We start from the raw sequence: 16,300 nt of genomic DNA on the forward strand, positions 1-16,300 counted from the left end.
GACATCGTCCTCCGAAGCCTTGCGGACGCCGCCAGTAGCATTGTCACCTGCGACACGCCTCGGAGGTGCGGCAGGGCGATTTGCTCGGCCGCGTTCCAGGCCTGCTCGGCACGGATTCCGACGGGGTTGGCAATTGTCCACGCCTGAGACGCATGATACTCCCGAGAACCCACCTGTTCGTTCTTCACGATCAGGTGCCCCCGCCTTCCCCGGGCCCTTCAGGGCTCCGGAGCGAACTTTGCACAGACGAATGACCGCGCCATGAGCACGCCCCTCTGGAAGAACAGCCCCGACGGATCGAACCGGCACGAGTGCGGCCCGAACGAGGAATGCGACGGGCGCGACCGTCCTAGGATCGGAGAAACGATATGAACCGAGCTGACTCCCTCCCCGATCTCCTTTCCCGCCTTGCCCTGGAACAGCCTGACGGGACCGCGTTGGTGGCCGGTACGCAAAGTGTCAGTTTCTCGGGACTGGAGGACGAAGTGAATCGGGTCGCCACGGGCCTCTCATCGCTCGGGATCGGCAAAGGCGACAGGATCGCGGTCTGGTTGCCGAACGGTATCCCGATGGTGGCCCTCGTCTTCGGCGCCGCGCGCCTCGGCGCGATTTCCGTGATCGTGAATACCCGCTACCAGAAGACGGAGCTGGAAGGTCTCCTGGAACGGACCCGGGCGAAACTACTGGCGATAGCCGCCGGCTTCAGGGGAATTCCCTTCCTCGACATCCTCGCATCCGTACCGGCAGCCTCCCTTTCAAACCTGACGCATGTTGTGAACTGCTCGCCGGAACCGGCGGCCGCACCTGTCGGCGAGACCGTTTCCTATGGCAGCCTTGCCGCAACGGCATCCGGTACTTTCCCGCCGGTCGACGGCTCCCGGCCTTGCGCCATGTTCGCCACCTCCGGCACCACGCGGGCGCCGAAGCTGGTGATGCACAGCCAGCAGGCGATCGTTCAACACGGCAAGGAGTCCGGCGCCGCCCTCGGCTACACGGATGCGGATGCCGTTATGCTCGGAGCCTTGCCGCTCTGCGGCGTGTTCGGTTTCTCCCAGCTCATGGGAGCACTCGCCAACGGTCGCCCGACAATCCTGATGGACGCCTTCAGCTCGGCCAGCGCGCTGGACCTGATCGAAAAACACAGGACGACGCATTTCAACGCGACCGACGACATGCTGATCCGCCTTCTCGACGACGCGATGCCCGGCCAGCTCGACCCGCTGCGCGAGGTCGGCTTCGCCTCTTTTACCGGAACCAACGCGGAGGGCCTGGTCGAGCGGGCGGAACGCGAGGCCGGCATCGTTCTGCGTGGACTTTTCGGAATGAGCGAGCTGCAGGCCCTCTTCGCGGCCCAGCCCGCCAGTCGGCCGGTCCGGGAGCGCGCAAAGCCGGGGGGCTACCCGGTTTCCTCTCTCGGGCAGGTCAGGGTCTGTGATCCGGAGACGGGCGACGAGCTTCCCGTCGGCGAAATGGGCGCCCTCCAGTTCAAGGGACCGAGTCGGTTTGTCGGCTATTTCGAGGACCCGGAAGCGACGGCGGCCGCTTTCTCGGGGGATGGCTGGTTCTTGGCCGGGGATGCCGGCGTGATGGAGCCCGACGGAAGGTTCCACTTCAAGGGCCGGATGGGTGACACCATGCGTCTCGGCGGCTTCCTCGTCAGCCCGCGGGAGATCGAGGGCGTGCTCGAGGATCATGAGGATATCGAGAGCGCCCAGGTGGTCGGCGTCCAGTCGGGCGACGGGCCCGTCGCGGTCGCCTTCGTCATCGCGGCGCCGGGCAAGACTGCGGATCCCGAAGCCCTGCGCGCGCTGTGCGTCGCGCAGCTCGCGAAATACAAGGTGCCCCGGCTCGTCCTTCCCGTATCCGCCTTCGAAACGGTGACCGGCCCTAACGGAACCAAGGTGCAGAAACAGAAATTGCGGGAATTGGCGGAAGCGGCGCTTTCCGGCGCCTGAAGATCCGGAAACTGGCGACCCCGGCAGGACTCGAACCTGCAACCGTCGGATTAGAAGTCCGGTGCTCTATCCAGTTGAGCTACGGGGCCGCGAAACCGTTGTGATTCAGTGGGTCCAGGTGCCCCAGGTGGCGAACCGGTCGGCCGCGAAATTGTCCGCATAGCCTTTCGGCTTCAGCTTGCGCTTGTGCTCGCCCTGCACGATGTAGTCGAGCCCGTGCTTCTTCGCGTAGGCGACAGCCTCTTCCTTGGTCTCGAAGGTCAGCCTGATCTGGTTCTTGGTATCACCGCTGCTGACCCAGCCCATGAGGGGTTCGGGACGCCGAGCGGTTTCGAGTTCCGGTTCCAGGACCCAGCGCTTGGTCTTGGCCCGTCCCGACTGCATGGCGGTCTTGCTCGGCCGGTAAATCCGCACGGTCATCGCATTCTCTCTCCTCGTCTCCGAGATACCACCGGACCTTATCGGCGCCCGGAAGGCATAAGCTCGGGTTTCGTATCGCTCAAAGGCGGGCAGAGGTCAATGCGGCTGACACTCAGCCGGGTGTCCGGACGATTCTCGGACCGAGGGTGGAGAGAACCTCGCGCGCGTCGTATGAATCCGTACCTTCGGCCTTGAGCTCGTCGCCGCCGATGACGATCTCCGCGATGGCCTCATAACGGGCGATCGGGATGCTGTCCGAGGGACCGGCTAATACGCTGCGGCGGAAATAATACCCGCCGTGATAGCCATAATAGCCATAGGTTCCGTAGTCGAAGGGGTAGTAGCTGTGGTGAACGTACCGTTCGTTCTTGTCGAGATCCCGCAGCACGATGACGAAATGGCTCTGCCCGTTCTCCAGCGTCAGTTCCGCGGCGCGATAAAGCAGGTATGTCTCGACCGTCTCCCTGTCCGTCGCCGAATTGCCATTGAAACTGACCCGGTAACGGTCCCGCTCAATGCTGCTGTCCTTGTATCCGAAGCGATCATCTGCAGGGGCGTAGGGCGTCGGTGTCGAACAGGCGCCCAGTGCCGCGGCTAGTGCCAGCACCCCGGCCAGGAAGGCCGTGCGGCGCAACGGTTGAAGAGTCCTCATGACGGGCACCTCCCGGCTGTCTGGGGTTTCCCCATCCCGGTCTGGACGAGAACAAGACGATAATAGGTCTCATTCTCAATTTCTACATCTAACGCAGTCAGAGCCGTCACGATCGCTTAAAAGATTGCGATGGTGGTCGGGGTGGACGGATTCGAACCGCCGACCCTCTGCTCCCAAAGCAGATGCGCTACCAGGCTGCGCTACACCCCGACAATGCCCAAAGGCGCGGATTTCCTAACTTCTCCCGCATTCCGGCGCAACTGTTCATTTCCGGCCAGAGGCAGGGAGCGGAATCTGTCCAGGCGAGCATGCGGTTCGTCAGCATCGTGGACGGCAAGTTCATTTCGACACCGATCCAGGTCACCCGGTACGCTCAAGCGCGGAATGCTCAACCCGATCACCCTTCCGAAGGCCGAGCCGTGCGACCGTTCCGGCAACGACTTCGAGGACCGCTTTCACCCGAAATCGTGACGATATGACCTTGGTCGAGTGCGGAACGGTACGCTCCGCTATGTGAAGGACGGTTCCATCGCGGTCAAGGAACAGCATGTCCAGGCTGACATAGGTGTTCTTCATCCACATCGAGACCCGGGACTTTCCGGGATAGATGAAGAGCATCCCGGCATCTTCTGCAAGCTCTCTGCGGAACATCAGACCGCGCGCCCGCGCCTCCGGCGTGTCCGCGAGTTCTACCGAAAAGACATGCGTGTCTTCGGCACTGTGTATCACCAGACGGGACGTGCTCTCGCTCGGATCGGCAGCTGCGCGTCCCCATGGAATCGAACATGAGAACAATGCAATGAGAACTAATCCCGGAAATCCGAATTTGCGGTGCAGTTTCATGTTTGTATCCCGCCTCCCGGAGACATGCTGTCGAACAGTCGCTCCATTGATTGCTCTTCGCTGGTGATTCACAGGGAAACCTTACGCTGAAAGAACCTCCAGGCGACGCAAGGTCCATCATCCGGGGCGTCTGACCAAGCGCGCAAGATCGACCACTTCGGCCCGCACATCGCCTTCGTTCGGCCGGTCCGCCAGAGTCGTGAACCAGTGCTCCGGCGGATTTCGGCCGCGGCTATGGTTCCAGAGCAGTTCCCGAAGGATGCGCTCGCCTCCCGTATCCATGTCGATGTCGCGCGGATCCTGCCCATTGAGCGTTGCCCATATTCCGGTCCAGCATCGGGCGACGGCCCAGGGATTGTAGCCTCCTCCTCCGACGACCAGAACCCGCGGTGCCAGCGAGGAGAGCCGCCGAACGGCCTCGAACAGCGCGTTGTTCGACAGCTCGAGCTTGCTCTGCGGGTCGTCGGCGAGCCCGTCGCACCCGCTCTGGATCACGACCGCGTCCGCGGCAAACATCTCGACGAGCGGAACAACACCTTCCTCGATCAGATGTCGGAACTCGCTATCGTTCAGTCCTTTCGGCGCCGGGAAATTCCGCGCCATGCCGCCGGCGCGGTCCTCGGCGGACCCGGTGCGGGGCCAGCGGTCGTCCTCGTGGATCGAGACGGTAAGCACACGATCGTCGTCGTGGAAAGCGTCCTGCACCCCGTCACCGTGATGGGCATCCAGATCGACATAGGCGACGCGTGAAAGCCCGCTGTCGAGCATGGCCAGAATGCCCAGCACCGGATCGTTGAAGAAACAGAAACCGTAGGCCATGTCCCGGCGCCCGTGATGGGTCCCGCCGGCAAGAGAATGAATCACCCCGCGCTCGACCGAGGCGAGCGTCCTGCCTGCAAGCAGCGAGGCCCCGGCAGCGGTCGCCGGGCGGCTGAAGATCTCGGGAAAGACCGGATTGCCCGCGCGGCCGATATTGTACTTCTCCTTGACCTCGTCGCTGACCCGCCCGTCCCGTTCCGCCGCGACGACCGCAGCGATATAGTCGGGTGCGTGAAACCGCGACAACTCCTCCGGCGAGGCCATGGGACTGTCGACGAACAGATCGTCGGAGAGCAGCCCGAGCGCATGTGCGAGATCCATGACGGGTGTCACGCGCTGAATCGAGAGCGGGTGTTTCACACCATAGCGCGAGCGGCGATAGATCTCGCTTCCGATCAGGATCGGTCGCCGCGGAAACGACACCGGGATGCGTGCGCGGGGCGGCCGATCGGTTTGCGACGCTTCGACGGTCATGAGGTCCTGCCGATCACCGCCCGCTGCGGCGCGGCCGTGCCGTCTTCCCCGGGAAGCAGGAACTCGGGGAGATCATAAGCCTTGAGACTCTCCCAGTGCTGCTCCACATCCTCGGAGAAAAGATCACGCACGATGCCGGAGACGAGACGTGGAACCGCGAATTTCATCGCATTGATCGAGGAACCGGACGGCCCGAAACTGAGCGTTGCGCCAAAGGTGAAGAGGCGCACATGCCGCAGCCAGGCGGCGGTGCCGGGTTCTCTCTCCTGAAAGGCGAAAGTGGGGTCGAGATAGGGATAACGTCCGAGGCGCGAGTTTTCCTCGTCAGCCGGAGGCCGGAAGCGGTCGCGCCAGAGCGCCGCCTTTGCCGCAATCTCGGAGAGTTCGGGAAGCGCCGCGAGATCAATGTCGAACCCGGTCCCAACGATCAGGAAGTCGGCCTCGAGCTTTTTCTTCGGTGTTTCGATCGCGATATGACCGTCCGAAGTATTGCAGGCAAGCCATGGCGCGCCGGTCAGCAGTTCGAAGCTCTCGTGTTTCGCCACGCGATCCCAGGTTTCCCTCGGAAATGCTTCCCGCAGGGTCAGCAGATGATTCATGAAGCGCCAGCGCCAGGAATCCTCAAGGTCGGAGAAATGTCCGAGAAACCCCGGGAATGAGAGCCACTTGAAGGGCTGCACCCTCTGTAATTCGGCGCGCCGGCAGCAAACGGTCACGCTGGCCGCCCCCGCCTCCAGCGCCGTTGCGGCATTGTCGAACGCCGATGCACCGGCGCCGAGCACGGCAACACGGCGACCTTTCAGGCTTTCGAAGTCGATATGTTCGGAAGCATGCGCCCAGAATTCGCGGTCGAGCGCGGCAACTTCTGGGGGCGTCCACCATTTTCCCGGTGTTTCGATACCGGTCGCGATGACGACCTTGCGCGCAAGGACGGTCTCGCATCCTCCCGATCCGGACTCCGCAAGCTCCACGGCGATCAGGTCGCCTTCCGGAACCGGTGCGATCCGTTCCGCCGCGATCCCGTTTTCTATACGGATATCCAGGACCCGCCTCAGCCAGAGGAGATAGGCGGCCCAGTCCTCCTTTGCGATCTTGTTGAGCGCCGCCCATCGCGTCCCGCCATGCTGGGCGATGAACCACGCGTAGAATGACAGGGACGGGATATCCAGGTCGGGACCGTTGACCTCCTTCGGGGAGCGCAAGGTCGGCATTCGTGCGTAGGTCATCCACGGGCCCTCGCGCCCTTCCGGCGCGCGGTCGACGATGCGCACGCGTTCGATGCGCGCCCGCTTCAATGCGTGAGCGATGGCGAGACCGCCCTGCCCGCCTCCGATGACCAGCACGTCCAGCACCGGACGGCCGTCGCGCGCGCGCCGCTCGGGAACCCAGTTCCCGTCGGGGTAGGAAATAGCCCTGAGGTCGTCGCGGACCCGCGCTTCCAGCGCATCAAGTCCGGTAGCCGGTCCGGCGTCGCTCACATGATCCCCGCAGAAACATCTGTCTCGGGTTTCTTAGGTAGCGCGCTTTCGCTCCGTCATCCAGAGGGGCCGGTTTCCCCCGCTTGCCATCCCGGAAAAGCTCGCTCATTATCGAGGCCGTTCAGGGGAGCCGCATCGGCGGCTGAGAGGTTCCGGTAGGAACGACCCTTAACCTGATCCGGGTAATGCCGGCGGAGGGAGAGCCAGATGTCCATCGGCGTTCGGCCGCATGTTTCAAGACCACATCTTTCACGCGGTTCAACATCGTGGCGGTGATTCGCGCTCTCGTGATCCTCGCCGGGCTGCTGATACTCTGGCAGGGCATCGTCAGCCTCAGCGGCGCGCCGCCCTACATCCTGCCGGGGCCCTGGCCGGTCGCGGAAGCGCTCTGGCAGCGCTCCGGGCTCATTCTTGACCATGCCGGGACGACGCTGGCCGAAATCCTTCTCGGCCTCGGTCTCGGAACCGTCTTCGGCGCCGCGGCGGCACTCGTGCTCAGCTGGTCGTCACGCCTGCGTCCCTGGCTCCTGCCGGTGCTCGTCATCAGCCAGGCAGTGCCGGTCTTCGCGCTAGCCCCCGTGCTCGTACTCTGGCTCGGTTACGGAATGGCCTCGAAGGTGGCGATGGCGGCGCTCATCATCTTCTTTCCCGTCACCGCCGCCATGTATGACGGACTGCGCCGGACGGACCCGCTTTTCATCGATTGCGCCCGCACGCTCGGCGCCGGGCGGCTCGACACTTTGCTGCATGTCCGCCTGCCCGCGGCCCTGCCCGCTTTCGCGTCCGGCCTGCGGGTCGCGACCGCCGTCGCACCGATCGGCGCCATCGTCGGCGAATGGGTCGGCTCCAGTTCAGGGCTCGGCTACCTGATGCTGCACGCCAATGCCCGGTTGCAGATCGACCTGATGTTCGCGGCCCTCTTCACACTCTCGATCCTCGCAATCACGCTGTACTACGGGGTCGATTTCCTGCTCAGGGCCGCGATGCCCTGGCAAGCCGGCGAAGCCCGGCCCACCACCAACACCGGAGGAATTTGAATGTTTATCCGCACCGTCGCGCTGCTGCTGGCGCTCGTCATGCTCGGCACAGGCCCGGCCCGCGCCGCCGACAAGCTGACAGTGCTGCTCGACTGGTTCGTCAATCCGGACCATGGACCGCTGATCATCGCCGAAGAGAAAGGTTTCTTTGCCGCCGAGGACCTCGAGGTCGAGCTGATCGCTCCGGCCGATCCGAACGATCCGCCGAAACTGGTGGCGGCCAAGAAGGCCGAGATCGCAGTCTCCTACCAGCCGCAACTGCATATCCAGGCGGCGGAAGGCCTGCCACTGGTGCGCTTCGGGACACTCGTCGCGACACCGCTCAATACCCTGGTGGCGCTGGAGAGCGGCCCGATCAAGTCGATCGCCGATCTGAAGGGCCGCAAGGTCGGGTTCTCCGTTGGCGGTTTCGAGGATGCTCTGCTCGGCGCGATGCTGAAGAAGCACGGCCTTTCGCTGTCCGACGTCGAACTGGTGAACGTGAACTTCTCGCTCTCACCCTCGATCATTTCCGGCCAGGTCGACGCCGTGATCGGCGCCTTCCGGAATTTCGAGCTCAACCAGATGGATATCGTCGGTCAGCCCGGGCGCGCCTTCTTCGTCGAGGAGGAAGGTGTCCCGCCCTATGACGAGCTGATCTATATCGCGCACAGGGACGCTCTCGGCGATCCGCGACTGAAAAAATTCCTCTCCGCGGTCGAACGCGCGACCCAGTATCTGGTCAATCATCCGAGCGAGGCCTGGGCGGCCTTTATCAACGGGCGGAAGGAACTCGACGACGAGCTGAACAAGCGGGCCTGGCGGGACACCCTGCCGCGCTTCGCGCTGCGCCCGGCGGCGCTCGATACCGGACGGTACGAACGCTTTGCGGCCTTCATGCGCGAGTCCGGATTGATAAATAAATCAATGGGCGTGGGAACTTATGCGACGGAGTTAAAGTAACGAACCGCGCTCCCGCGCCTTCTCCGGAGAAGGCGCGGGAGCATGCCGTTACTCGGCAGCGGCCTGCTCTTGCCGTTCGCTCTCGACGAAGTCCATGTAGAGCTTTCGGGCGCGCTCGAAGACCGGTCCCGGAGCCATCTCGCGCTCCTCGTATCCGCTGATCGCCTGAATCTTCCCGAAATTTCCGCAGACGATCATCTCGTCGGCGGTCGCGAGATCCTCGGCCGAGAGGACCGCTTCCTCTACCGGAATGCCGCCCTCTTTCAGGAGGCCGGTCAGCCGCTTGCGGGTGATGCCGGCGAGAAAGGTGCCGTTCGCCGCCGGAGTCTTCGCCACCCCGTCCTTCACGATCCAGATGTTCGCCGTGGAGAATTCCGCGACATTGCCGTCCGGATCGAGCATCACCGGCAGATCGAAACCGCGCTCACGTGCCTCCATCAGGGCGCGCTGCCCGTTCGGATAGAGGCAGCCCGCCTTTGCGTTCGTCGGCGCCTGATCGGTTGCACAACGCCGGAAGCTCGAGAGGCAGGCCCGTCCCGCGATCGGCTCCGGGAGAGGCGCCTCGAAGACGGCAAGCACGAACTCCGTATCGCTTCCTTCAGGCGCGACGCCCTGGCTCGTCGAGTAGAACATCGGCCGGATGTAGTAGTCCGTATCGGCCGGCAGCCGCCCTGCAGCCTCACGGCAGAGCCCCTCGATGGTGCGCGCGTCCAGCCCCGGATCGAGCAGCATCGCCTTGGCCGAATTCACCACCCGTTCGGCATGCAAGGCAATGTCGGGAAGCGCGCCCCTGATGGCCCTGGCCCCGTCGAAAACGGAACTGCCAGACCAGAATGAGATCTGCAGCGGACCGCTGACCATCGGTTCGTTTGATAGCCATTCGCCGTTGCGCCAGAATATTTGTTTCATTCTACAGGCTCCCTTGGCAACAAAACAGGACAGTATTTCTGACCTATATGCTCCGGAGCTGCTATCTCAACTTTGTCATGGAGACAATTTTTCGGCGGAAACCCGGCAGCTGTCACTCGGTATCGGGCACGACGCTGGCAGCGATACTCCCGTCTAACGCTTCGTATTCGCTGTAGCCAATATGCCTGTAGATATCCTTGCGGCTCATAAGGCGCTCGAGAAATCCCTCCTGGCTCCCCTGTGCGGCGAGGTGTGCATATAGATCGCGAACAATACCGGCGGCGGCCCTGAGAGAGGTCACCGGCCAGATGACCATCTTGAACCCCCAACTCTCGAACTGCTCTGCCGTGTAGTAAGGCGTCTTGCCGAATTCGGTCATGTTGGCGAGCAACGGCACGTCGAGCGCCTCCGAGAAAGCGCGGAAATGCGCTTCCTCCGTCAACGCTTCCGGAAAGATCGCGTCGGCCCCGGCGGCGATATAGGCCCGCGCACGCTCGATCGCGGAATCCAGTCCCTCCGAAGCCATCGCATCGGTTCGCGCGATGATCCTGAGATGGCGACGGGCCTTTCGCGCCGCGGCGATCTTCGCGCACATCGACTCCGGATCGTTCAACAGCTTGTCCGAGAGATGGCCGCATTTCTTCGGCAACACCTGGTCTTCGAGCTGAACCGCCGCCGCGCCGGCCTCTTCCAGTTCACGACACAGTCGCATCACGTTCAGCGCCTCGCCGTAGCCGGTATCACCATCGACCACGAGCGGCAGGCCGGAGGCGCGGACAATGCTTCGCGTCTGCCCGACGAGTTCCTCCTGTGTCATCATGCCGAGGTCCGGCAGCGCGAGGCTTGCGGAGAGCGCACCTCCCGACAGATAGAGCGATTCGAACCCCGCATCGCGCGCAATGACCGCCGAGAGAGCGTCATGGGCTCCGGGGATTCGAACGATACCCGGCCGCTTCCAAAGTGCCGCGAGGCGGTCTCCGGCAGCCGATCGATCCGCTCCCTCCTGCAAAAGCCAAGACATGTTTATATACCCTCCTCGTTTTTCATTGCTTCGCCGGAATGCGGAACAGGTTTTTTCAGCGACGGAGATTGCGCTCCGATTAACCCCTGTGTCATTGCATTGCCGTCACTATATTGACATTGCAGGCGCGCTGTCGGATTGGTTCCTGGTACACCAGACCGAGGCCTGCGAGGTCAAGAGAGTCTGGTCCGGGAACGAGCGGGGAAAGGTCGATGGGGCACATCTTAAGTCTGGGGGCGAGCCTGGCCGCCTTCTGGATGCTGCTTTCGGGTTCGATCAGTCTCGACCATAAATTGGTACTCGGTCTCGGTGTCGCGTCCCTGATTCTCTGCGTCTGGCTCGCAATCCGCATGGACCGGATCGACGGAAACCCCGTGTCGGTCAATCTGCGTCCAAGCCTCGTCCGGTACTGGCTTTGGCTGGCCAAGGAAATCGGCAAGGCAAACATCGATGTCGCCAAGATCGTCCTCTCCCCGAAGATGGAGCTTTCGCCGCGCATGATCCGGGTGAAGGCGAGCCAGCAGACCGACGTCGGCCTCGCAACCTTCGCGAATTCGATCACTCTCACCCCCGGGACGGTTTCGGTCGATATCGACGATGAGGATATCCTGGTGCACGCGATCACAGACGAGATGGCCCGGGGCCTGATGGAAAGCGACATGGATGCGCGCGTGACCGCCGTGGAGGCGAAAATCAAATGATGTTCGCCGTGGCCGCAGCCGGCCTGATCATTCCCATGCTGATGGCCCTCACCAGGGGCCTGATGGGTCCGACGCTCTATGATCGCGTACTCGCGGGCAACAGCTTCGGCACCAAGACCGTGTTGCTGATCGCTGTGCTCGGGTTCATCGGCGGGCGCCCGGACTTTCTCGATATCGCCCTTCTCTATGCGCTGGTGAATTTCGTCGGCACCATCGCGATCCTGAAGTTCTTCCGTTACCGCAATCTCGGGATCGCCGGCGAGACCGAGAACGGCAATGGAAGCGAAGGAGTAAATTGATGCAGCTCCTGATCGACATCCTGTCCTGGGGCTTCATCCTCGCGGGCGTGTTCTTCGTCTTTACCGGCACTCTGGGCATGCTCCGGCTGCCGGACTTCTATACCCGCCTGCACGCAGCCGGAATCACCGATACGCTCGGTACCGAACTCCTGCTCGTCGCGATGATGCTGCAGGCCGGATGGTCTCTCGTCACGGTGAAGCTGGCGATGATTTCGCTGTTCATCTTCTTTACCAGCCCGACCGCGACACACGCCCTTGCCAACGCGGCCAATTCCGTCGGGCTGCGTCCCTTCGGCGTTCCGGCCAAGGACCTTCAGTCCGGCATCGGGGAGCAGAAGTGATGGGCTCCGGACTCGTGAATGTCGCCGTCGACATCTCTCTGATGACTCTGCTGGCGGTGACCGCCATCGGAATAATCCGCTCTCGCAACCTGTTTGCAACCGCGATGCTGTCGGGCATCTACAGCCTGCTCACGGCGGCGGTCTTCTTCACCCTCGACGCAGTCGACGTCGCCTTTACCGAGGCAGCCGTCGGTGCCGGGATCTCGACGGTTCTGATGCTGGGGGCAATGACACTGACCCGGCGCAGCGAGAAGCACCCGGCAAGACTCAGCATCGGACCGCTGATCGTCTGTCTCGCTGTCGGCGCCGCGCTGATCTATGGCACCGTCGATATGCCACCCTTCGGCTCGACCGAAGCGGCGGGTTTCAATCATATAGTTCCCGAATATATCGCCGGTTCGCGCGACGATATCCAAGTGCCGAACATCGTCACCGCAATTCTGGCCAGCTACCGCGGCTTTGATACGCTTGGAGAGGTCGCAGTGGTCTTTACAGCCGGGATCGGCGTCTGGTTCCTGATCGGGCGCCGGCGCCGCGAGGACGAGGCCGACGATCCAGAACCCGAGACGTCGGGAGATAAGGCATGAGACATCACCTTATCCTTCGCGTTGTCTCGAAGCTGCTTATACCGTTCATTCTTCTCTATGCGCTCTATGTGCAGTTCCATGGCGACTACGGCCCCGGAGGCGGGTTCCAGGCTGGCGTGATCTTCGGAGCCGCCTTCGTGCTCTATGCCCTGATCTACGGAGTGGAAACCGCGCGAAGGGCATTTCCGGCAAGCTGGCTTGCGATCATGGTTCCGCTCGGCCTGCTGATCTTTGCCGGGACCGGCGTGGCCTCGTTGCTTCTGGGCGGCACCTATCTGGATTACGATGTGCTCGCCGCGACACCGACAGGCGGCCAGCATCTCGGCATTATCGTGGTGGAGTTCGGCGTCGGAGTGACCGTCACCGGCGTGATCATCGCGATCTTCTTCGCCTTTGCCGGTCGTACCGACGATATTCAGGATGACGACTGGTAAGCCATGCTTGAGCTCCTTCTCGACAAATACAATTACTGGATCGTAGTCGCCCTGATGCTGTTCGGGCTCTACATCGTCATTTCCCGCGGCAATCTGGTTAAGAAGCTTGTCGGTCTGAACGTTTTCCAGACCTCTGTCTTCCTTTTCTACATCAGTCTCAGCAAGGCGGAAGGCGGCACTGCTCCTATCCTGACCGGCAAGGACGAGCTTTTTTCCAACCCGCTACCGCATGTGCTGATCCTGACCGCGATCGTGGTCGGCATTGCCACGACTGCGCTAGGTCTCGCGCTCGTCGTGCGTATCCAGGAGACATACAACACGATCGAGGAAGACGAACTGGAAGACCTCAATGTCGCCGTGATGAAAATCGAGCAGGCGCGCGTAGCCGGGACCGAGGGAGAAACCCGATGATCGGTGCCGAGCATCTTCCCATCCTGCAGGTCGCCGGCCCGCTGCTGGCAGCGCCGATCTGTTCCGTCCTCCGGATGCGCAACCTTGCCTGGATCTTCACGCTGATCGTCAGCGTCGGCTCGTTCCTGTGCTCGCTCTATCTGCTGCAAACCGTGATGGAGAGCGGCCCGTTAAGCTACGAGATCGGCGGCTGGATGGCGCCGCTCGGGATCGAGTACCGGGTCGATGCGAGCAACGGGATCGTGCTGCTGATCATCTCCGGCATCTCGTCGGTGGTCCTGCCCTTCGCGAAGCGGAGCTTCGAGGCGGAAGTCCCCGAGAAGCTGCACAGCCTGCTCTACACCGCCTACATCCTCTGCCTGACCGGACTGCTCGGCATTACGGCGACGGCGGACGCCTTCAACGTGTTCGTCTTCCTCGAGATCTCCTCGCTCTCGACCTACGTGCTGGTCGCCGCGGGATCCTCCAACGACCGCCGGGCGCTGACCGCCGCCTACAATTACCTGATCCTCGGCACCGTCGGCGCGACCTTCTTCGTGATCGGCGTCGGTCTGCTCTACATGGCCACCGGCAGCCTCAACATGGCGGACATCGCCGTCCGGCTGGAGGCAGTCGAGGAAACCCGCACTGTCGACGTCGCTTTCGCATTCGTGGTCGTCGGTCTGGCCCTGAAACTGGCGCTCTTCCCGCTCCACACCTGGCTGCCGAATGCCTACACACACGCCCCGAGTGCGGTCACGGTCTTCCTCGCGGCAACGGCGACCAAGGCGGCCGTCTATCTGCTGCTGCGCTTCTCCTTCACTGTGTTCGGGACGGGCTCCGGCCTGCTTGCCCCGATGGCGGGAACGGTCGGCATTCCGCTTGCGCTCGCCGGCATGTTCGCCGGCTCCATCGCCGCGATCTACCAATACAATCTGAAACGCATGCTGGCCTATTCCAGCGTCGCGCAGATCGGCTACATGATCCTCGGTTTCGGCCTGCTCAGCGTGACCGGCGTGATGGCGACGATGCTGCACCTGTTCAATCACGCCCTGATGAAGGGCGCGCTCTTCATGGCGCTCGGCTGCGTCTTCATGCGCGTCCGCTCGGTCCATATCAGCGATCTTGCCGGCATCGGCCGGCAGATGCCCTGGACCATGGCCGCATTCGTCACCGGCGGTCTCAGCCTGATCGGCGTTCCGCTGACGGTGGGTTTCATCAGCAAATGGTATCTGATTTCCGCCGCGCTCGCGCAGGAAGCCTGGTGGCTGGTAGCCCTGATCGTCGCCAGCTCGCTGCTCGCGGTGATCTATATCTGGCGGGTTATTGAAGCCGCGTATCTGAAGGATCCGGCCCCCGGCCGCACTGTCAGCGAGGCGCCGCTCTCAATGCTGATCCCGACATGGGTTCTGGTCGGCGCGAACGTGTATTTCGGGGTTGACGCGGACTTCACCGTCGCCGTCGCGCGTGCTGCAGCCGAAGGGCTTGTGGGAGTGATGCAATGAGCCCCGAAACCGCCCTCCTCGCGACTCTCTTCCTGCCGCTGGTCGGCATGGTCCTGATCTGGCTCACCGGAAAGTCGCCGAACCTGCGCGAAGCCGTGACGCTGGCCTCCTCGGTCCTGCTCTTCGCCATCGTGCTCTCGCTGCTGAGCGAGGTGCTCGACGGCGCACGTCCGAGCGTCGACCTGCTGGAGGTCATGCCGGGCCTCTCCCTTTCGTTCGAGATCGAGCCTCTGGGTATGCTGTTCGCCTGCATCGCCTCCGGTCTCTGGATCGTCAATTCGCTCTATTCCATCGGCTACATGCGGGGCAACGGCGAGAAGAAGCAGACCCGCTTCTACATGTGCTTCACGATCGCAATCTCCAGCGCCATGGGCATTGCCTTCGCCGGCAACATGTTCACCCTCTTCGTCTTCTACGAGGTCCTGACCCTCTCGACCTATCCTCTGGTTGCGCACAAGGAGACCGAGGAGGCGAAACGGGGCGCCCGGACTTATCTCGGCATCCTGATCGGCACCTCGATCGGACTGCAGCTGGCCGCCATCATCTGGACCTGGATCGCCGCCGGAACGCTCGACTTCACCGCTGGCGGCATTCTCTCCGGCAAGGTCGATCCGGTGCTGCTGCCGTTCCTTGTCGCGCTCTACATGTTCGGAATCGGCAAGGCGGCGCTGATGCCGTTCCATCGCTGGCTGCCTTCGGCCATGGTCGCGCCGACGCCGGTCAGCGCCCTGCTGCATGCAGTTGCCGTGGTGAAGGCCGGCGTCTTCACCGTCCTCAAGGTCGTGGTCTATATCTTCGGGATCGATTTCCTGGCCGAGACCGGTGCCGCGAACTGGCTGATCTGGGTCGCCGGTTTCACGCTCCTGACCGCCTCGCTGGTGGCCATGAGCAAGGACAACCTGAAGGCCCGGCTCGCCTATTCGACGGTAAGTCAGCTCGCCTATATCGTTCTCGGGGCCGCGCTGGCAAACCACTACGCCATCCTCGGCGGAGCCCTGCACATCGCGACCCACGCGCTCGGCAAGATCACCCTCTTCATGTGCGCTGGCGCGATCTATGTCGCGACCCACAAGACCGAAATCAGCGACATGCAGGGCCTCGGGCGCAAGATGCCCTTTACCTTCGCCGCGTTCTGCATCGGCGCCTTCTCGATCATCGGGCTGCCGCCGCTCGCGGGAACCTGGAGCAAATGGTATCTGGTGCTCGGCGCCGCCGAGACCGGAATGCTGATCGTCGTCGCGATCTACATGATCAGTTCGCTGCTCAATATCGCCTACCTGATGCCGATCGTCGCCCGGGGCTTCTTCCGCCCTGCCCCGGATCTCGCGACCGCCTCCGCGGGCGCCGCGGTCGCGCCGTCGAAAAGCGGGATTCAGGAAGCGCCGCTGCTGTGCGTGCTGCCACCCTGCCTGACGGCGCTCGGCTGTTTCGTGTTGTTCTTCTATGCCGACGCGATAATCGCGTTGCTGCGTCCAATCGTAGAGTGAGGCTGG

The 16,300-nt window shown here is 62.8% G+C and carries 18 protein-coding genes, 2 tRNA genes and 1 riboswitch; of the genes, 11 read left to right on the plus strand and 9 right to left on the minus strand.

The annotated features are described in order from the left end of the window. Positions 1-368 precede the first annotated feature (368 nt). On the plus strand, positions 369-1,955 hold the full coding sequence (locus tag ACOOE1_RS04155; RefSeq protein WP_420405077.1) for an AMP-binding protein: 1,587 nt from the start codon (positions 369-371) through the stop codon (positions 1,953-1,955). Between the two features lie 12 nt (positions 1,956-1,967). Here the strand turns inward: ACOOE1_RS04155 and ACOOE1_RS04160 are convergent. The 7 genes from ACOOE1_RS04160 to ACOOE1_RS04190 form a co-directional block, all read right to left on the minus strand. Then, positions 1,968-2,044, minus strand: a tRNA-Arg gene (locus ACOOE1_RS04160). A 16-nt stretch (positions 2,045-2,060) separates the two neighbouring features. Beyond that, on the minus strand, positions 2,061-2,375 hold the full coding sequence (locus ACOOE1_RS04165; RefSeq protein WP_420405078.1) for an ETC complex I subunit: 315 nt from the start codon (positions 2,373-2,375) through the stop codon (positions 2,061-2,063). Positions 2,376-2,487: 112 nt separating this feature from the next. Next, a complete protein-coding gene (locus ACOOE1_RS04170) occupies positions 2,488-3,027 on the minus strand; it encodes a CC0125/CC1285 family lipoprotein (protein ID WP_420405079.1) in 540 nt (179 codons plus the stop codon). Between the two features lie 133 nt (positions 3,028-3,160). Beyond that, a tRNA-Pro gene (locus ACOOE1_RS04175) sits at positions 3,161-3,237 on the minus strand. 150 nt (positions 3,238-3,387) lie between these two features. Then, a complete protein-coding gene (locus tag ACOOE1_RS04180; RefSeq protein WP_420405080.1) occupies positions 3,388-3,756 on the minus strand; it encodes a DUF192 domain-containing protein in 369 nt (122 codons plus the stop codon). 231 nt (positions 3,757-3,987) lie between these two features. Further along, complete coding sequence (locus ACOOE1_RS04185) at positions 3,988-5,163, minus strand: acetoin utilization protein AcuC (protein WP_420405081.1); 1,176 nt, start codon at positions 5,161-5,163, stop codon at positions 3,988-3,990. Beyond that, positions 5,160-6,641 carry an NAD(P)-binding domain-containing protein gene (locus ACOOE1_RS04190; RefSeq protein WP_420405082.1) on the minus strand — a complete coding sequence of 494 codons (1,482 nt, stop codon included), beginning with the start codon at positions 6,639-6,641 and terminating at the stop codon, positions 5,160-5,162. Before ACOOE1_RS04190 ends, ACOOE1_RS04185 begins: the two co-directional genes overlap by 4 nt. 113 nt (positions 6,642-6,754) lie before the next feature. After that, positions 6,755-6,858: riboswitch (TPP riboswitch) on the plus strand. A gap of 49 nt (positions 6,859-6,907) precedes the next feature. Here ACOOE1_RS04190 and ACOOE1_RS04195 point away from each other — a divergent pair. Further along, on the plus strand, positions 6,908-7,678 hold the full coding sequence (locus ACOOE1_RS04195; RefSeq protein ID WP_420405083.1) for an ABC transporter permease: 771 nt from the start codon (positions 6,908-6,910) through the stop codon (positions 7,676-7,678). Continuing rightward, complete coding sequence (locus tag ACOOE1_RS04200) at positions 7,679-8,620, plus strand: ABC transporter substrate-binding protein (protein ID WP_420405084.1); 942 nt, start codon at positions 7,679-7,681, stop codon at positions 8,618-8,620. Between the two features lie 48 nt (positions 8,621-8,668). Here ACOOE1_RS04200 and ACOOE1_RS04205 read toward each other — a convergent pair whose 3' ends face one another. Beyond that, positions 8,669-9,529, minus strand: a complete 861-nt coding sequence (locus ACOOE1_RS04205) for a branched-chain amino acid aminotransferase (RefSeq protein WP_420405085.1) — start codon at positions 9,527-9,529, stop codon at positions 8,669-8,671. Between the two features lie 112 nt (positions 9,530-9,641). Then, positions 9,642-10,550, minus strand: coding sequence for a methylisocitrate lyase (prpB, locus tag ACOOE1_RS04210; protein ID WP_420405086.1), 909 nt, complete (start codon positions 10,548-10,550; stop codon positions 9,642-9,644). A gap of 212 nt (positions 10,551-10,762) precedes the next feature. Here prpB and ACOOE1_RS04215 point away from each other — a divergent pair, with 212 nt between their 5' ends. The 8 genes from ACOOE1_RS04215 to ACOOE1_RS04250 are packed head-to-tail and all read left to right on the plus strand — an operon-like array spanning position 10,763 to position 16,294. Next, positions 10,763-11,251 carry a Na+/H+ antiporter subunit E gene (locus ACOOE1_RS04215; protein WP_420405087.1) on the plus strand — a complete coding sequence of 163 codons (489 nt, stop codon included), beginning with the start codon at positions 10,763-10,765 and terminating at the stop codon, positions 11,249-11,251. Then, a complete protein-coding gene (locus ACOOE1_RS04220; protein ID WP_420405088.1) occupies positions 11,248-11,550 on the plus strand; it encodes a monovalent cation/H+ antiporter complex subunit F in 303 nt (100 codons plus the stop codon). Before ACOOE1_RS04215 ends, ACOOE1_RS04220 begins: the two co-directional genes overlap by 4 nt. After that, positions 11,550-11,891: a monovalent cation/H(+) antiporter subunit G gene (gene mnhG / locus ACOOE1_RS04225; RefSeq protein ID WP_420405089.1), complete on the plus strand. Its 342-nt coding sequence runs from the start codon at positions 11,550-11,552 to the stop codon at positions 11,889-11,891. The genes ACOOE1_RS04220 and mnhG overlap by 1 nt, the downstream gene beginning before the upstream one ends. Continuing rightward, complete coding sequence (locus tag ACOOE1_RS04230; protein WP_420405090.1) at positions 11,891-12,478, plus strand: DUF4040 domain-containing protein; 588 nt, start codon at positions 11,891-11,893, stop codon at positions 12,476-12,478. Before mnhG ends, ACOOE1_RS04230 begins: the two co-directional genes overlap by 1 nt. Further along, the gene (locus tag ACOOE1_RS04235) at positions 12,475-12,912 is read left to right on the plus strand and encodes a Na(+)/H(+) antiporter subunit B (RefSeq protein WP_420405091.1); all 438 of its coding nucleotides are present in this window, start codon (positions 12,475-12,477) and stop codon (positions 12,910-12,912) included. The genes ACOOE1_RS04230 and ACOOE1_RS04235 overlap by 4 nt, the downstream gene beginning before the upstream one ends. Before the next feature lie 3 nt (positions 12,913-12,915). Further along, positions 12,916-13,323 (plus strand): cation:proton antiporter subunit C, encoded by a 408-nt coding sequence (locus ACOOE1_RS04240; protein WP_420405092.1) that lies wholly within the window; start codon positions 12,916-12,918, stop codon positions 13,321-13,323. Then, positions 13,320-14,807 (plus strand): monovalent cation/H+ antiporter subunit D family protein, encoded by a 1,488-nt coding sequence (locus tag ACOOE1_RS04245; RefSeq protein WP_420405093.1) that lies wholly within the window; start codon positions 13,320-13,322, stop codon positions 14,805-14,807. The genes ACOOE1_RS04240 and ACOOE1_RS04245 overlap by 4 nt, the downstream gene beginning before the upstream one ends. Continuing rightward, positions 14,804-16,294: a monovalent cation/H+ antiporter subunit D family protein gene (locus ACOOE1_RS04250; protein ID WP_420405094.1), complete on the plus strand. Its 1,491-nt coding sequence runs from the start codon at positions 14,804-14,806 to the stop codon at positions 16,292-16,294. The genes ACOOE1_RS04245 and ACOOE1_RS04250 overlap by 4 nt, the downstream gene beginning before the upstream one ends. Positions 16,295-16,300 lie beyond the last annotated feature (6 nt).

Origin of the sequence: Nisaea sp. (assembly GCF_965216895.1) — a bacterium.
In the GTDB taxonomy this organism is placed as follows: domain Bacteria; phylum Pseudomonadota; class Alphaproteobacteria; order Thalassobaculales; family Thalassobaculaceae; genus Nisaea.

Excerpts from the sequence above, each read along its gene's own strand:
- ACOOE1_RS04155 (WP_420405077.1), top strand. The coding sequence starts at position 369 with ATGAACCGAGCTGACTCCCTCCCCGATCTCCTTTCCCGCCTTGCCCTG.
- ACOOE1_RS04165 (WP_420405078.1), bottom strand. The coding sequence starts at position 2,375 with ATGACCGTGCGGATTTACCGGCCGAGCAAGACCGCCATGCAGTCGGGA.
- ACOOE1_RS04170 (WP_420405079.1), bottom strand. The coding sequence starts at position 3,027 with ATGAGGACTCTTCAACCGTTGCGCCGCACGGCCTTCCTGGCCGGGGTG.
- ACOOE1_RS04185 (WP_420405081.1), bottom strand. The coding sequence starts at position 5,163 with ATGACCGTCGAAGCGTCGCAAACCGATCGGCCGCCCCGCGCACGCATC.
- ACOOE1_RS04200 (WP_420405084.1), top strand. The coding sequence starts at position 7,679 with ATGTTTATCCGCACCGTCGCGCTGCTGCTGGCGCTCGTCATGCTCGGC.
- ACOOE1_RS04205 (WP_420405085.1), bottom strand. The coding sequence starts at position 9,529 with ATGAAACAAATATTCTGGCGCAACGGCGAATGGCTATCAAACGAACCG.
- prpB (WP_420405086.1), bottom strand. The coding sequence starts at position 10,550 with ATGTCTTGGCTTTTGCAGGAGGGAGCGGATCGATCGGCTGCCGGAGAC.
- ACOOE1_RS04215 (WP_420405087.1), top strand. The coding sequence starts at position 10,763 with ATGGGGCACATCTTAAGTCTGGGGGCGAGCCTGGCCGCCTTCTGGATG.
- ACOOE1_RS04220 (WP_420405088.1), top strand. The coding sequence starts at position 11,248 with ATGATGTTCGCCGTGGCCGCAGCCGGCCTGATCATTCCCATGCTGATG.
- mnhG (WP_420405089.1), top strand. The coding sequence starts at position 11,550 with ATGCAGCTCCTGATCGACATCCTGTCCTGGGGCTTCATCCTCGCGGGC.
- ACOOE1_RS04230 (WP_420405090.1), top strand. The coding sequence starts at position 11,891 with ATGGGCTCCGGACTCGTGAATGTCGCCGTCGACATCTCTCTGATGACT.
- ACOOE1_RS04235 (WP_420405091.1), top strand. The coding sequence starts at position 12,475 with ATGAGACATCACCTTATCCTTCGCGTTGTCTCGAAGCTGCTTATACCG.
- ACOOE1_RS04240 (WP_420405092.1), top strand. The coding sequence starts at position 12,916 with ATGCTTGAGCTCCTTCTCGACAAATACAATTACTGGATCGTAGTCGCC.
- ACOOE1_RS04245 (WP_420405093.1), top strand. The coding sequence starts at position 13,320 with ATGATCGGTGCCGAGCATCTTCCCATCCTGCAGGTCGCCGGCCCGCTG.
- ACOOE1_RS04250 (WP_420405094.1), top strand. The coding sequence starts at position 14,804 with ATGAGCCCCGAAACCGCCCTCCTCGCGACTCTCTTCCTGCCGCTGGTC.